We start from the raw sequence: 13794 nt of genomic DNA, 5'->3' as shown, positions 1-13794 counted from the left end.
GGCGCAAACGCAGCTCTTCCTGCTCGCCCCATTCAGACCAGGAAGGCCTGACCATGCTCACCCAACTGTCCACCTCCTTCGATGACAGCCGCCTCAAACGCTGGGGCCGTAACCTTGACCATGGTCCCGATGTCCTCGCCTTCCCCGGCAGCAAACGCCCTGGTCACCTCTTCACCCATCGCGTCGAACGGCTTATGCCGAGATTGTCATTCGCTACGTTTCCGCTGTCCTTGTTCTGCGTTCTAGTCGGTACGTTGTTCGCTCAAAGCACCCAGGCTGGCACGCTTGAAGCAGTCAATCACACCCACTGGGCCATCAATCGATTCAGCGTTGAGGGTCGTTCGGGGATCGACATCATTGGGCCGTACCAGGGCGGGGGTGGGGGGTGTTGTTACAGCGCGCCGTCGCGCTGGAAGTCGGGGATGACAGTGCGTGTTGATTGGGAGACTGGTGCCAGTGGAGTGAGCGATCTCGCCGACGAGTTCCCTGGGTTTGCCGATCGACCCAAGTACTTGGCATGGATAGATAAAGTCGATGCTCAAAAACGCCAACACAGCAAAGTCGTGCCAGTCCCGGACTACACCGACCAAAAAACCTGCGGCCTCACCGTGCACTTCCTGCCCTGCGACGAGCTCCAGGTCACCACCTCCTGCCACGCCTACGGCAGCCCCGACTACCCGATCAAGACACCGCTGCATTTGCCGGAGCCGCAATCATGTCCGAAGTGAAACATGCCCTCGTCAGCTATCCGCCAGCGTTCCCGCTGGAAGGGCGTTTGCCCCGCCAGGCCTATCAGGTCCAGCAGAACCTCTCGCGCCAACGCCAGCAGGAGAGTGACTACCATGATGCCCTGTGTGTGGCCGCCGGCCGCCGGGTGCTGAGGCCATGCTGCAAGTCCTTGCACATCAGCCTGTTCTTCGACGGCACCGGCAATAACCTCAACAATGACCTGTACGAATCCACTCCGCCCCACCCGACCAATATTGCCCGGTTGTTCCGCGCCAGCATCGGCGACGGCCATGCCGGCGGCACTGCGCACAACGCCAGGGCCCAGCACCTGACCGATGCCGCGGGTACGGGCTATGGCCAGTACTTCAAGTACTACATGCCCGGTGTGGGGACGCCTTTTGCGGAAGTCGGTGATCTGGATTACACCACGCTGGGTTTGGCCGGCGCCTGGTACGGCGAGGAACGGATCAACTGGGGCCTACTGATGATCATCGATGCCCTGCGCCGCGCGCTGGGCCAACCACGGCTGGACGACGCCAGTCTGCTGGCGGCGGTCAAGGCCATGGGCACGGTACCGGGCATGGAGTGGGCGACGGGGCAGACGAACCGCCGCGTCGAGTTTCGCAAGCAGCTCAAGGCCATTGAAAAACCACTGCACATCGCCTTGAGTCAGCCGCAGCCCGGTATCTCGAAACTCTTGGGTATCAAGCTGTTTGTCTATGGTTTTTCCCGTGGCGCGGCGGCGGCGCGGGCCTTTGTCGCTTGGTTGAATGAGCTGATGCGTTATACGCCAGCACTGAAACTGGGCGAACTGGAGCTCCCCGTCAGCGTGGAGTACCTGGGGCTGCTGGACACCGTGGCCTCGGTGGGCTTCGCCGATATCGTGCCGGGTGCGAACGGTCATATGAGCTGGGCCGATGGCAATCAGGAGTTACCCGGTGGCGGACTGGTCAAGCGCTGTTTGCACCTTGTGGCCAGTCATGAGCAGCGATTGTGTTTTCCGTTGGAATCGATTCGGCGTGAGAGCGGTGTGTACCCGGTCAATAGTGAGGAAGTGATCTATCCGGGTGTGCATTCCGATCAGGGTGGGGGGTATCCGCCGGGGGATCAAGGAAAGGCTGGTAACAAGGACAGCATTGAAGGCGATGGTTTGTTGTTGTCGCAGATCGCGCTGAATGATTTGTATGCCGATGCCTTCGCTTTCGGGGCCCCCTTCAAAGTACCAAAAAATACATTGCCAATAGAGTTACGTGATGAACTCTGGCGGGCTATGGAAGATGATTTGGCACAACAGTTTGATGTTTCTACAAGTCTGGTTACGCGCTTCAACGCCTGGCGCCAACTAACACTGAGACTACCATCTGTTACTCAACCGCTACCCACCGATCAGACAGAGCGATACCAACCGCTACCATCCACTATTACCCTCGAACAGGCCGTGCGCGAGCAACTCGGCTGGATCACCGCCTGGCGCATCGACCGCTATGCCTTTGCCAGTCTGAGAAAGACCGCTTTCTATCTCCAGGCGAGCGATACCCACGCTGATCCCGACACACGAGCCACCGCCGAGACCACGCGTAAAAAAGCCCAGGCGGATATTGAAAAAAGCCGCCGCCAACAACGCGCCCGCGAACGCGACGGGCGCACGCCGAAAACGCCCCTGGCGCCCGGAATCCCGGATTTCGATCCGGACCTTGCAAGAACCCAATTGCGCGAAGCGGCCGAGGAGTTCCATGCGAACTACCACGATCCCGATCACCTGGCCTCAAGTCTGAGCCGAGTACTACCGGCCAACGCCCCGTCTGTAGCCGTCCTGCGCATCATCACCGCCGATGCGCGGGTCGAATGCCGGCAGATGAAGGCCGCCGGTCGGGCCAGGGTCAGCGAGTTGTTTCCACCTCCGGAGCGTGAACGCAATCACTGGGACGAAAAAAGCCGTGGCAATGTCGACGAGAGCCGCAATGCCAATCAGCCGGCGGGACTGCTGCGTGCACTGTTCGATGATCAGGTCCACGACTCTCGCGCCTGGTTCCTTTATTCGTTCGGGCGCGAACCACTGGGCAGCTACTTTCGCGAACGCATGGTGTTCTTCGGTGAAGCCAGCCGCAGGGAACTGGCGCTCAATCCCGAAACGCAGGCGGCAATGCTGGCGAGCGGCACGCCATTGCCAGGCTATGCACCTGCCCTGGCGGCACGACCTCCCGTCATGGATGCCCAGCGCCTGGCTGAGGTCCACCAGGCCATCGACGCCATCTGGGAAGACTTTTACAGCAAGCTCGGCGAGGCAGACGATGCACAGGCCTGACTCGGTGGTTCGACACTCGGTAAAAGGAACAAAACCCATGTCCCATCGCACTGCGTGTCGCCTGCCGATCCGGGCTCTAGCGGGCTTGATTACGGCCGTGCTCCTGCAAAACGCCGAGGCCAGCTCTCTCGAAGCCATCAATCACACCCACTGGGCCATCAACCGCTTCAGCGTGGATGGTCGGTCGGGTATCGACATTGTTGGCCCATACCAAGGTGGCGGTGGGGGGTGTTGTTACATTGTACCGACTCGCTGGAAGCCGGGGATGTCGGTGCGGGTTGATTGGGAGACAGGAGTGGCTTATTCCGATGACTTTCCTGGTTTTGCTGATAGGCCCAAGTACTTTGCGTGGAAGCAAAAAGTGAATGCGCAAAAACGCCAACACACCAAAGTAGTCCCCATCCCAGACTACACCGGCCAAAAAACCTGCGGCCTCACCGTGCACTTCCTGCCCTGCGACGAGCTTCAGGTCACCACCTCCTGCTACGCCTACGGCAGCCCCGAATACCCGATCAAGACCCCGCTGCATTTGCCGCAGCCCCAATCATGTCCTAATTAATGCGGTGATTTCGTCACAGCGACGAGGCCGAAACTCTGAATGCCATGACTGCAGATACGGGTAGGGTCCCTGAAAAACAATTGGCTTCCGAGCCGCCTTCGCTGGCTACGCCATGCACACCAAATTCCAGGCAAAAAAAATCCCAGGCAGCTGATGGACGCCTGGGATTTAAAAATGCATAAACCGTGGTGGTGAACGCGGCGCGAATATTACGGAATATTTCACCCTGTAACAAGATATTTTTATTCACTATCCAGTTACTAAACGTTCTAACCCCTTCAATATCCACATATTTTCTAAGGTCGACTAGAGAAACCAGCGATACTCCCGCGCGCTGATGTCATGCAGAAATGCCAGATGATCCTGACGTTTGTTTTCGCAGTAGACGTCCACGAACTCCGCCCCCAAGCCTTCGCGCAGCTGTGAGTGACTTTGCATGGACTGCACCGCTTCGAGCATTTCCAACGGAAAATCGATGCCACTGCTGCGGTCTTCGTTGAGTGGTGCAATCGGCTCGCGCTCCCCTTCCAGACCTTGCTCCAACCCCACCAGAATCGCCGCCAGTACCAGATACGGGTTGGCATCGGCGCCTGCCAGGCGATGTTCGATGCGCAGGTTTTTGACGTCCGAGTCCGGTACGCGCAGGCAAGCATCGCGATCCTCAAAGCCCCAACTGGCGCGGGACGCGACGTTCACCGTGCCACTCAAGCGACGCATGGCGTTGTGGTTCGGGGCAAAAACCGGCATGCAGTGCGGCAACACATCCAGGCAACCGGCCACGGCATGGCGCAGCGCCCGCTGGCCGTTCGCCGCCAGCAGGTTGTTGCCGGCCTGGTCATACAGGCTGACATGCACGTGCATGCCGCTGCCGGGGTGCTGCAGGTAGGGTTTGGCCATGAAGCTGGCGCGGTAGTTGTGCTTGAGCGCCACGCCCCGGGTGCTGCGGCAGAACAGGGCCGCCCAGTCGGCGGCGCGCAGGCCGTCATCGCAATGGCCGAAGTTGATTTCGAACTGACCCGGGCCGAGCTCGGCGGTGATCACTGTGGCATCAATGCCTTGCGCTCGCGCCGTCTCGACCATTTCATCGAGCACCGGGGCGAAACGCGACAAGCGCTCGATGTGCATGTTCGGCTGATCATCGGCATCGCCAGTCAGCTCATCACGGGGAAATTGCGGCAAGCCGTCCTTCAAGCGGCTGTCGAACAGGTAGAACTCCAGCTCGAAGGCCACCACCGGGAAAATGCCCTTGCGCTTGAGCCGTTCCAGCACCTGCGCCAACACTTCACGAGGTTCGAATTCGATGGGTTTTTCCGTGCCATCCGAGGTGATCAGCATTTGGCCCAGAGGCTGCTTTTCCCAGGTCACGAGCTTCAACGTGCCAGGCACCAAACGACGGGGCGCATCCGGGTCGCCGTCGTTGAAACAGTAATCACCGATCTTGAACAACCCGCCCTGAGTGCCGAGCAGCACGCAGTTCTGCGGCAGCTTGAGCACACTGCCGGCAGCCACTTTTTCCAGCATCTCGATCGGGTAGCGCTTGCCATAGAAATGCCCCGGAATGTCCAGGGAGATCAGGTCGACGTAACGCACTTCGGGGTTGCAGTGGCGGAAGTTGCGAACCTCGGCCAGCAGATCAGAGCACACGGCATCCATCGTTTTGTTCCTTGTTGTTGTCAGGTGTAAACCCAAAGCACGCGGGTCAGTTGGTCGGACAGGTTGCCGTAGCGGCAGTGCGCATGGCTGGCCAGTTGAAAGCTGTCGCCGGGATGCAGGGTCACCGGTTCGTTGTCGTCGAGCCACAGGGTCAACTCCCCTTCGAGGACGTAACCGCCCTGCTCCGAGCTGTCCTTCATGTGCCGGTCGCCGCTGCTGGCGCCGGGCTCAAGCTGGCTTTCGAGCATCGAAAAGGACGCGCGCATTTTTGGCGAAACGAGGATGTCGGTAATGCCATCGGCGTAGTACAGCGTGCGGCGCTCGTCCGGGCGGGTGACCCAGGACAACGCCATGGGTTTGGGCAGGCTGTAGAAATAGGTGGTCGGCACCCCCAGGGTTTCGCTGATCGCGGTCAGGTCCGCCACCGTCGGGCGCGACAGACCGCGCTCGACCTGGGACAGAAAACCGACCGAGCGGCCGATTTTGTCCGCCAGTTCCTTCAGGGTGTACTTTTTGTGTTTGCGCAGGTCCTGGATCAGGATCGCCAGCGCCGAGATTTCTTCTTGCATGTCCATCCAGAGGCTTCCAAAAAGTGTCGCTTCAAATACTGTCGCGCAGTCGATACCAGGCCTTGCCGATGGCTTCCAGCGGCGCGGCCAGGTATTTTCCACCGGGAAAACTGCCGTTGTTCAGGCCTTGGTACAGGGACAGTTCGTCGGGCTGACCGAGTACCGCGTCGGACACCGCCCGCGCCGCGGCCAGTGTCGGCAGCACGCCATGCCCGGAATACCCCTGCATCCAGTACAGATCACCCCGCCGCCCGATATCCGGCGTGCGCTTGAGGGTCAGGTCGATATGTCCGCCCCAGGCAAACTCCAGCCCGACGCCGGTGAGTTGCGGGAACACGCGCTCCAGGAACGGCCGGGTCGCGGCGGCGATGTCCTTGGGCATCCCGCCCAGGTAAGTGCAACCACCGCCGAACAGCAGGCGGTTATCCGGGGTGCGCCGGAAATAATCGAGCACGAACTGGTTGTCGGTCACGCACACGTTGCTCGGCAGCAGCGCGGTGGCTTGCTCCTTCGTGAGCGGCGCGGTCGCGACCTGATAAGTCCCGACCGGCAACACGCAACTCGCCAGTTGCGGATCGAGTCGATCGAGGTAAGCGTTGCATGCCAGCACCAGCACGTCGGCGCGAATACGACCGCGCTCGGTGGTCACCACAAACCCGTCGCCTTCCTCGCCATAGCTCAGCGCCTTGCTTTGCTCGTGGATGCGGCCACCGGCCCGCTCGATCGCATCGGCAAGGCCCTGGGCCAGTTTCAGCGGGTTCAAATGCCCGCCCTCGGGGTCGAACAGGCCGGCCTGATAACGCTCGCTGGCCACCCATTCCGGCAGCTGTTGCCGGGGGATGAATTGCAGTTTGTCGTGGCCCCACTTGTGGCTGGCCTCGTGCTGCCACTCGGTCAGCAGGCCTACCCGACGCGGCATCACCGAGGTCCAGAGATGGCCGGCGCGGTAGTCGCAATCGAACTCATGCCGGCCAGGCAAATCACGCAGTTCGCGCGCCGCCCAGCGCATGCCGTCCCACAGACGCCGCGCCCGCTCATAGCCCAATGCGGCTTCCAGCGGTGGCATGTCGCACGACCAACCGAGAATCGCCTGCCCGCCATTGCGCCCCGAAGCGGCCCAGGCCACCCGACTGGCCTCGAGCAAGGTCACGCGCTTGCCGGCCAGCGCCAGGCGCAAAGCCGTGTGCAATCCACTGAAACCGGCCCCGATGATCAGCACTTCAGTGTCTTGCTCACCTTCCAGTGCGGCTCGATTGAGCAGGCGATCGGCGCAGGTATGGGCGTAGTAACTGGCGACATGCCGGGTGGATTGCTGAAACATATGGCCTCATGAAATTTTGTATTTGTAATTTCATGAAAAAATACACTGTAAATTTCACGCAGGCAAATGGCGCGCAAAAATAATCCCGCCCAGGAGGACTGGGGCGGGATTATTTGTTCAGACGCGTGCAGTGCATCGGGTCGACACCGAGGATCTGCGCCGCCACGTTATTGCTGGTGTGACGCCCTGATTTTCACTCTCTCGCGCTTACAAGCAGTCGCGCACGATTTTGCGCAGGTCGTCGGATTTGGCCCAAGGTGGCCCCTGATACAGCGAAATCTGGCTGCCGTTCTTGTACTTCACGATATCCACCACTTCGTCGGCCGTGATCACACTCGGCGCGGTGATCCGGAATCCGTTGGATATCGAAACCTGGGTAGTATTCGAGACTACCTTTTGCCAGGCAGGCAAAACGCACGCCGCATACTCTTTTGGCGTTTTCTCACTGTGCTTGCTGACATTCGGCTCGCCCGGTACCAGTGACGCCGGCAACGAACACCCGGCCAGCAACGCCAGCACGAATCCCCCCATCAACATCCGCATGTGGCTTCCTTGAATTCGAAAAAAGAAAATGTAGCTTGCCGTCGTCCGCACATCCATCCCCAACGATTCAGCGACTGACATTGATATCGGCTCCCCCCGTTAGTTCCTTAAGTTCAGAAAAGCCATCCATCTTTCTTGAGTAGGGCAGCGTACTTTCACGTTCGCGTTGTTTTCCCGACCAAAGGGAACCCCGCTGATTCAGACGAATACAACATCTTGTCCGGTAAACAGGTCTAAAATTCCGGTGTGCAGAGTTCAGGAGGTCATCATGTGGCTTAACGAATCGGAGCAGGAACTTCGGCGTGATCTGCAAGGGCTTGCGTCAGACTTGCGCTGGTCGGCCGTGGAGCTTTTGCGCATCGAGCAGCAATTGCGCCTGCTCGGGAACGACATAGACGCGCTAGCCGTTCAAAAACTGTGTGCTTTGTTTCAGGGTGATGAAGAAAAACTGTCCGGCTATGCCGAGGAAGTGAAAGCCAAGGTCATTAGCCGCAACAAGGCTCAATAGCGGGAGCGCTGCCATGAACAGGCCTCTATCCACGCTGGTCGTCGCACTGACCGCGTTGGCAGGCTGCAGCACCAACTCGATCTACCAGGACCAGCCGCTGGTTGCGAAAGTCAATACCGGCATGAGCCAGGAGCAAGTCCGGCAAATCGGTGGCCAGCCCCTGGCGGTCACCGATCGCACCGTCGAACCCGGTACGTGCTTTGACTACAAACTGACTCAGGCCGGCCATCAGCAAACGTTCAATGTCAGCTTTGACGGTCGGGGCATGGTCGACCACAAGAGCTTTATGACGTGCGCGGAGTGGAGCCACATGCAGCAAAAGGCCCGAGAACCCTCCCGCCCCAGCGGTGGCGGTGGCTATTAGCGCCCTGTAGGAGCGAGCTTGCTCCGGGCGGCGTTCCGACGATGGTCGCTAACGATAACGCGTGTTTCCTGGCTAAACTCGGCGCGCTTGAGTCCATCGCGAGCAAGCTCGCTCCTACAGGAGATTGCCGTAGAACCGGGGCTTCACTTAGCTTGATGGCTGCGCGCAGGCCTGCCGGCACGAGCCCTGTAGCCGGGCAGCGACGCGGCAAACGCCAGAGCTTCTTCCCGACTGTCAAATGAACCCAGTCGGTCACCCTGGGTGCATACCCGCCAGGGGCCGTTGTTCACACTGAGTACGTCATAACCGTTCATGTGCATTTTGTTCAGCATCGGAACGCTCATAGTCACCTCCTCATGGGCAGTGATATCAGGTTGACTTGCTTACCTTACACCCACCCTTCTCCAAAATACCGACCAGACATCGCCATGGAAATTCCCGATTCGGGTTGCACCTGGACCCTAGCCCTTGGCCAGCGCCGTCGCTGCCCTGTCGATGAATGCCGCCACTTCGGCGGGCATCGACGCCAATGACGCATGGCTGGCGTTCAAGGTCAGAATCTCCCGGGCGTTGAGCCGCTCGGCCATCCATTGCTGGTTCTGTGGCGCGATCATCCGGTCTGCGGTCGAAATCTGATACCACGATGGCTTTTTCTTCCAGGCCACCGTGCCAATGGTGTCACCGAAGGTACTCGCCAGCGGCGCTTTCTGGGTGAGGCCCATGACCAACCCTTCGGTCGCCGGCAGATCCTGGCAGAAGCTTTCGTGATAGAGCTCAGGCTTGACCCATAGGTAACCGTCGCTATCTGGCGTCAGGTTAGCCGCTGCCGCAGGCAGATGACGTTGCGTGATGCCGCCGGGACTTTCACCGGCGTCCGGCGCGAACGCGGCGATGTACACCAGCCCGACTACATTCGGCATATCACCCGCTTCAGTGATCACCGCGCCGCCATAGGAATGCCCCACCAACAGCACAGGACCGGGCACCTGGGCGACCATCTTGCGCGTGCGCTCGGCATCATCAGCCAGCGAAGTCAGCGGCAACTCGACGGCACGAATGTGCGTGTCACCCCGGCTGAGCAATTTGACGATGACCTTGTTCCAATGGGCAGCGCCGCCCCAGAAACCATGGACCAGCACGATCGTGGGTTTGTCACTCATCACCATGTCTCCGTTTGCCGATGGGGTTGTCTGTCGCTCGCGTCAGCCTTGATCGCCGCCGCCCACGGGCATGACCATGCCGGTGATATAGGACGCTTCGTCGCTGGCCAGAAACAGAATAGCCGCCGCCTGCTCATCCAGGGTGCCGTAGCGTTTCATCAAACTGCTGTCGAGGGTCTGGTCGACGATCTGCTGATACCAGAGTTTTTCCTGCTCACTCTGCTCGGCACCGTTGCGGGGTATGCGTCGCGGCGGTGCTTCGGTACCGCCAGGAGCGGTGGCATTGACCCGTACGCCACGACCGGCGGTTTCGAACGCCAGACAAGCGGTCAAGGCATTCACCCCACCCTTTGCCGCACCGTAGGGCACGCGGTTGAGGCTGCGGGTGGCAATGGAGGAGACGTTGACGATCGCCCCGCTGCCCTGTTCCAGCATGAACGGCAGCGCGGCATGGCAACACCACAAGGTCGGGAACAGCGAACGGCGAACCTCGGCCTCGATCTGCGCCGCTTCATAGTGCTCGAACGGCTTGGCCCAGATCGTGCCGCCGACGTTATTGACCAGCACATCGAGGCGACCGAATCGCTCGACAGCGGTTTGCATCACTCGACTGCACTCCTCGTATTGCTCGAGGTCGGCGGTCAGGGCCAACACCTGAGTGGTCGATGCGAGCTGTTGCTGCACTTCGAACACCAGGTCGGAACGGTCCACCAGGATCAGCTTCGCCCCTTCTGCGGCCATGCGCTCGGCTACCCGCTGCCCGATGCCTTGGGCGGCGCCGGTGATCAGTGCGACTTTTTCGTGAAATCGGTTCATGGACACCTCAAATAATTCCGGCCAATCAAGAAAGTGCAGGCCAAACGCGGTCCTGTGGGAGCGAGCCTGCTCGCGATAGCGGCCTCACAGGCGACATCAATGCTGAATGTTCCGGCCTCATCGCGAGCAGGCTCGCTCCTACATTGGATCTTTGCCAATCAGGGAATTTGTGCAGAACTCAAGCCGCGCTGGCGGCGAATTTCTCAAAGTAGAAGTTCGCAGGCGCGATGCCTTGCTCGCGAATGAACTGGCTGACCGCCTCGACCATCGGCGGCGGGCCGCACAGGTAGACGTCGACGTCGCCATCGTTCAAATGCTTTGGCTCGATGTGCTGGGTCACGTAGCCCTTGAGCGGATGTTGGCTCTCGGGGCTGGCGACGCAAGCGCTGAAGGTGAAGTTGGGGATGCGCGCGGCGAAGGCTTCGAGGCGGTCGATTTCCACCAGGTCGAAATCGTGGGTCACGCCGTAGATCAAATGCAGCGGATGATCACTGCCCTGCTCGGCGATCTTCTCCAGCATCGCGGTGAACGGCGCCAGCCCGGTGCCACCGGCCAGCAGCAACAGCGGCCGACGGATGTCGCGCAGGTAGAAACTGCCCAACGGCCCCGCCAGGCTCATGCTGTCGCCGGCCTTGGCCATGCCGGTCAGGAAACTGCTCATCAAGCCGCCCGGCACGTTGCGGATCAGGAAACTGACCTCGCCGTCACGCTGCAACGAGCTGAACGAGTAGGCACGAGTCTGCTCACTGCCGGGAATCCCCAGGTTTACGTATTGCCCCGGCAGGAACGCCAGTTTGCTCAGGGCTTCGCCCTTGATCGACAGCGCTATGGTGCTGTCGGACAGTTGGCGCACGGCGCTGATGGTCGCGTCGTAACTGGCCTGGCGGGTACGGCAGACTTCCGAGGACGTCGGCACCCGCACCACGCAGTCGCTGCGGGCGCGCATCTGGCAGGTCAGGACAAAACCCTGCTCGGCCTCTTCTGGGCTGAGGGCGTCTTCGATGTACTCCTCGCCCAGATCATAAGTGCCGGCTTCGGCAAAACACTTGCAAGTGCCGCAGGCGCCGTCGCGGCAGTCCAGCGGAATATTGATGCCCTGGCGGTACGCGGCATCGGCCACGGTTTCGCCGGCATTGGCGTCGATGAACCGGGTGACGCCGTCTTCGAAATTGAATGCAATGGAATGGGTCATGACGGCCGCCTCACAGGTGGTAAACATCGATGACCTGACGAACATAGTCGTTCTTCAGGATCACTTTCTTGGCCAGGATCAGCGGGTTTTCACCGCGCACGTCGAGGGTGTAGAAACTGCTGCCGAAATAGCTGYCGACGGTCTTGTAGCGAAAGCTCAGGGTGTGCCAGTTGAAACGCACCTTGCACAAACCGTCGGCCTGTTCGAGCAGCTCGATGTTGCTGATGTTGTGGGAGGTACGGGTGTCCGGCACGCTGGCGCTGGAGCGCTCGGTCTTGATGCGGAAGACGCGGTCTTCCAGGCCGGTGCGGTTGCCGTACCAGATCAACGAGATTTCCCGTTGTGGGTCTTCGGTCAACTCGTCGTTGTCGTCCCACGATGGCATCCAGAACGTCGCATCCGGTGCGTACAGCTCCAGCCATTCGTCCCACTGGCGGTCGTCGAGGTAGCGCGCTTCGCGGTAGAGAAAATCGCGCACGGTGTCAAAGGATATGGTCATTGCACGTCCTCCACGGCGATCAGTTTCGACTGCTCGGCGGCAAGGGCCTTGAGCATGGTCTGCTGCCAGTACTTGTGTTGCAGCACGAACAGGCCTTCGTCTTCGGTGCGTACGCCGCTGAGCAGCGGGTGCAGGTCGATCTCTTTGGCGGCTTCGTCTGCGCCTTCGATCCAGTGCTCGGCACCGCGGGACATGTCGTTCCAGGTGGTGACGCTGCCCTGGTAACTGGTCTGGCAGGAGCGGAACTCTTCCAGATCGTCCGGCGTGGCCATGCCGCTGACGTTGAAGAAATCCTCGTACTGACGAATCCGGCTGGAACGCGCGTGGTCGCTTTCGCCTTTGGGGGCGATGCAGTAAATGGTGATTTCCGTGCGGTTGACCGAGATCGGCCGGGCAATGCGGATCTGCGAGCTGAACTGGTCCATCAGGTACACGTTGGGGTACAGGCACAGGTTGCGTGAATTCTCGATCATCCAGTCGGCGCGGGCCTTGCCGAAATCCTGCACCAGCTCATCGCGACGCTCGTACAGCGGACGGTCCTCGGGGTTGGCCCAACGGGTCCAGAGCAGCATGTGGCCCTTGTCGAAGGAATAGAAACCACCGCCCTGCTTGGCCCAGCTGCCGGCGCTCATGGTCGGGTTGCTGTCGCCGGCCTCGCGTTGCTTGCGCTGGTTCTGGGTGGCGGCATAGTTCCAGTGCACGGAGCTGACGTGGTAGCCATCGGCGCCGTTTTCGGCGGTGAGTTTCCAGTTGCCTTCGTAGATGTAGCTCGACGAACCGCGCAGCACTTCCAGGCCATCGGCGGACTGGTCGACGATCATGTCGATGATCTTCGCCGACTCGCCAAGGTGCTCGACCAGCGGCAGCACATCGGCTTTCAGGCTGCCGAACAGGAAGCCGCGATAAGACTCGAAACGCGCCACGCGGGTCAGGTCGTGGGAGCCTTCGCAGTTGAAGCTCGCAGGATAACCGGCGTTGGCCGGATCCTTGACCTTGAGCAGCTTGCCGGAGTTGTTGAAGGTCCAGCCGTGGAACGGGCAGGTGTAGGAGCTCTTGTTGCCGGACTTGTGCCGGCACAGGGTCGCGCCACGGTGGCTGCAGGCATTGATGAAGGCGTTGAGCACACCGTCCTTGTTGCGCGCGATGAAGATCGACTGGCGCCCCATGGTGGTGGTGTAGAAATCGTTGATGTTGGGGATCTGGCTTTCGTGGGCCAGGTACAGCCAGTTGCCTTCGAAGATGTGTTCCATCTCCAGATCGAACAACCGCGGGTCGGTGAACATCTCGCGTTTGCAGCGATAGAGGCCTTGCTCGGGATCGTCTTCAAGCAGGGAATGCAAATATTCGGGTCGCAGGGTCATGGCCGCCGCCTCCATTGTTATTGTTCAGGCAGGGCCATGCTAGGACGGGGGGGCAGACTGGAATATCCGCGGGGTGCAGACCTTTATCCGTTTTGTGCAGGGTGAATTGTCTGTAGCAGCTGCCGAGCCTGCGAGGCTGCGTTCGAGTGCGAAGCGCTCGCCAACCGCAAAAACGCGGACTGTCTGAATTACAGCGTGAGCCCATTTACGACGGC

General features: G+C 60.2%; 16 protein-coding genes. 5 read left to right on the top strand and 11 right to left on the bottom strand.

The features are described from left to right. The first annotated feature begins 194 nt into the window (after positions 1–194). From AB4Z35_RS25060 to AB4Z35_RS25050, 3 genes are read left to right on the top strand one after another with little or no spacing between them, the layout of a single operon-like run. Positions 195–728 carry a DUF3304 domain-containing protein gene (locus tag AB4Z35_RS25060; RefSeq protein WP_442100022.1) on the top strand — a complete coding sequence of 178 codons (534 nt, stop codon included), beginning with the start codon at positions 195–197 and terminating at the stop codon, positions 726–728. Next, the gene (locus AB4Z35_RS25055; protein ID WP_442100000.1) at positions 716–3034 is read left to right on the top strand and encodes a T6SS phospholipase effector Tle1-like catalytic domain-containing protein; all 2319 of its coding nucleotides are present in this window, start codon (positions 716–718) and stop codon (positions 3032–3034) included. Before AB4Z35_RS25060 ends, AB4Z35_RS25055 begins: the two co-directional genes overlap by 13 nt. Positions 3035–3071: 37 nt before the next feature. Next, positions 3072–3593, top strand: coding sequence for a DUF3304 domain-containing protein (locus tag AB4Z35_RS25050; RefSeq protein ID WP_442099999.1), 522 nt, complete (start codon positions 3072–3074; stop codon positions 3591–3593). A gap of 13 nt (positions 3594–3606) precedes the next feature. Here the strand turns inward: AB4Z35_RS25050 and AB4Z35_RS25045 are convergent, their stop codons facing one another. From AB4Z35_RS25045 to AB4Z35_RS25025, 5 genes are all read right to left on the bottom strand, one after another. Further along, positions 3607–3843 (bottom strand): hypothetical protein, encoded by a 237-nt coding sequence (locus tag AB4Z35_RS25045; protein WP_442099997.1) that lies wholly within the window; start codon positions 3841–3843, stop codon positions 3607–3609. Between the two features lie 56 nt (positions 3844–3899). Then, a complete protein-coding gene (locus AB4Z35_RS25040) occupies positions 3900–5246 on the bottom strand; it encodes a glutamine synthetase family protein (protein WP_442099996.1) in 1347 nt (448 codons plus the stop codon). Positions 5247–5266: 20 nt separating this feature from the next. Then, positions 5267–5821 carry a helix-turn-helix domain-containing protein gene (locus AB4Z35_RS25035; protein WP_008000492.1) on the bottom strand — a complete coding sequence of 185 codons (555 nt, stop codon included), beginning with the start codon at positions 5819–5821 and terminating at the stop codon, positions 5267–5269. A 25-nt stretch (positions 5822–5846) separates the two neighbouring features. Further along, positions 5847–7136 carry an NAD(P)/FAD-dependent oxidoreductase gene (locus AB4Z35_RS25030; RefSeq protein ID WP_442099994.1) on the bottom strand — a complete coding sequence of 430 codons (1290 nt, stop codon included), beginning with the start codon at positions 7134–7136 and terminating at the stop codon, positions 5847–5849. Positions 7137–7343: 207 nt separating this feature from the next. After that, positions 7344–7679 carry a hypothetical protein gene (locus tag AB4Z35_RS25025; RefSeq protein ID WP_442100021.1) on the bottom strand — a complete coding sequence of 112 codons (336 nt, stop codon included), beginning with the start codon at positions 7677–7679 and terminating at the stop codon, positions 7344–7346. Between the two features lie 268 nt (positions 7680–7947). On the opposite strand from AB4Z35_RS25025, the gene AB4Z35_RS25020 reads away from it, so the two are divergent. Next, positions 7948–8187, top strand: coding sequence for a hypothetical protein (locus tag AB4Z35_RS25020; protein WP_442099993.1), 240 nt, complete (start codon positions 7948–7950; stop codon positions 8185–8187). 13 nt (positions 8188–8200) lie between these two features. Beyond that, entirely contained in the window at positions 8201–8551 is a 351-nt protein-coding gene (gene osmE, locus AB4Z35_RS25015) for an osmotically-inducible lipoprotein OsmE (RefSeq protein ID WP_442099992.1), read from the top strand. 143 nt (positions 8552–8694) lie between these two features. On the opposite strand, the gene AB4Z35_RS25010 is transcribed toward osmE, so the two are convergent. The 6 genes from AB4Z35_RS25010 to benA all read right to left on the bottom strand — a co-directional run bounded on the left by AB4Z35_RS25010 (position 8695) and on the right by benA (position 13579). Next, positions 8695–8895 (bottom strand): SPOR domain-containing protein, encoded by a 201-nt coding sequence (locus AB4Z35_RS25010; protein ID WP_442099991.1) that lies wholly within the window; start codon positions 8893–8895, stop codon positions 8695–8697. 117 nt (positions 8896–9012) lie between these two features. Beyond that, positions 9013–9711 (bottom strand): alpha/beta hydrolase, encoded by a 699-nt coding sequence (locus AB4Z35_RS25005; protein WP_442099990.1) that lies wholly within the window; start codon positions 9709–9711, stop codon positions 9013–9015. A gap of 42 nt (positions 9712–9753) precedes the next feature. Further along, positions 9754–10527, bottom strand: coding sequence for a 1,6-dihydroxycyclohexa-2,4-diene-1-carboxylate dehydrogenase (locus tag AB4Z35_RS25000; protein WP_442099989.1), 774 nt, complete (start codon positions 10525–10527; stop codon positions 9754–9756). Between the two features lie 178 nt (positions 10528–10705). Continuing rightward, positions 10706–11719 (bottom strand): benzoate 1,2-dioxygenase electron transfer component BenC, encoded by a 1014-nt coding sequence (gene benC, locus AB4Z35_RS24995; RefSeq protein ID WP_008000509.1) that lies wholly within the window; start codon positions 11717–11719, stop codon positions 10706–10708. 10 nt (positions 11720–11729) lie between these two features. Continuing rightward, the gene (benB, locus tag AB4Z35_RS24990) at positions 11730–12218 is read right to left on the bottom strand and encodes a benzoate 1,2-dioxygenase small subunit (RefSeq protein ID WP_442099988.1); all 489 of its coding nucleotides are present in this window, start codon (positions 12216–12218) and stop codon (positions 11730–11732) included. Then, positions 12215–13579: a benzoate 1,2-dioxygenase large subunit gene (benA, locus tag AB4Z35_RS24985; protein ID WP_442099986.1), complete on the bottom strand. Its 1365-nt coding sequence runs from the start codon at positions 13577–13579 to the stop codon at positions 12215–12217. Before benA ends, benB begins: the two co-directional genes overlap by 4 nt. Positions 13580–13794 lie beyond the last annotated feature (215 nt).

The sequence above is a fragment of the Pseudomonas sp. KB_15 genome (assembly GCF_052114525.1).
Taxonomy (GTDB): Bacteria; Pseudomonadota; Gammaproteobacteria; order Pseudomonadales; family Pseudomonadaceae; genus Aquipseudomonas.
The sequence above is the reverse complement of the archived record's forward strand: the minus strand, read 5'-3'. Positions and strand labels throughout refer to the sequence as shown.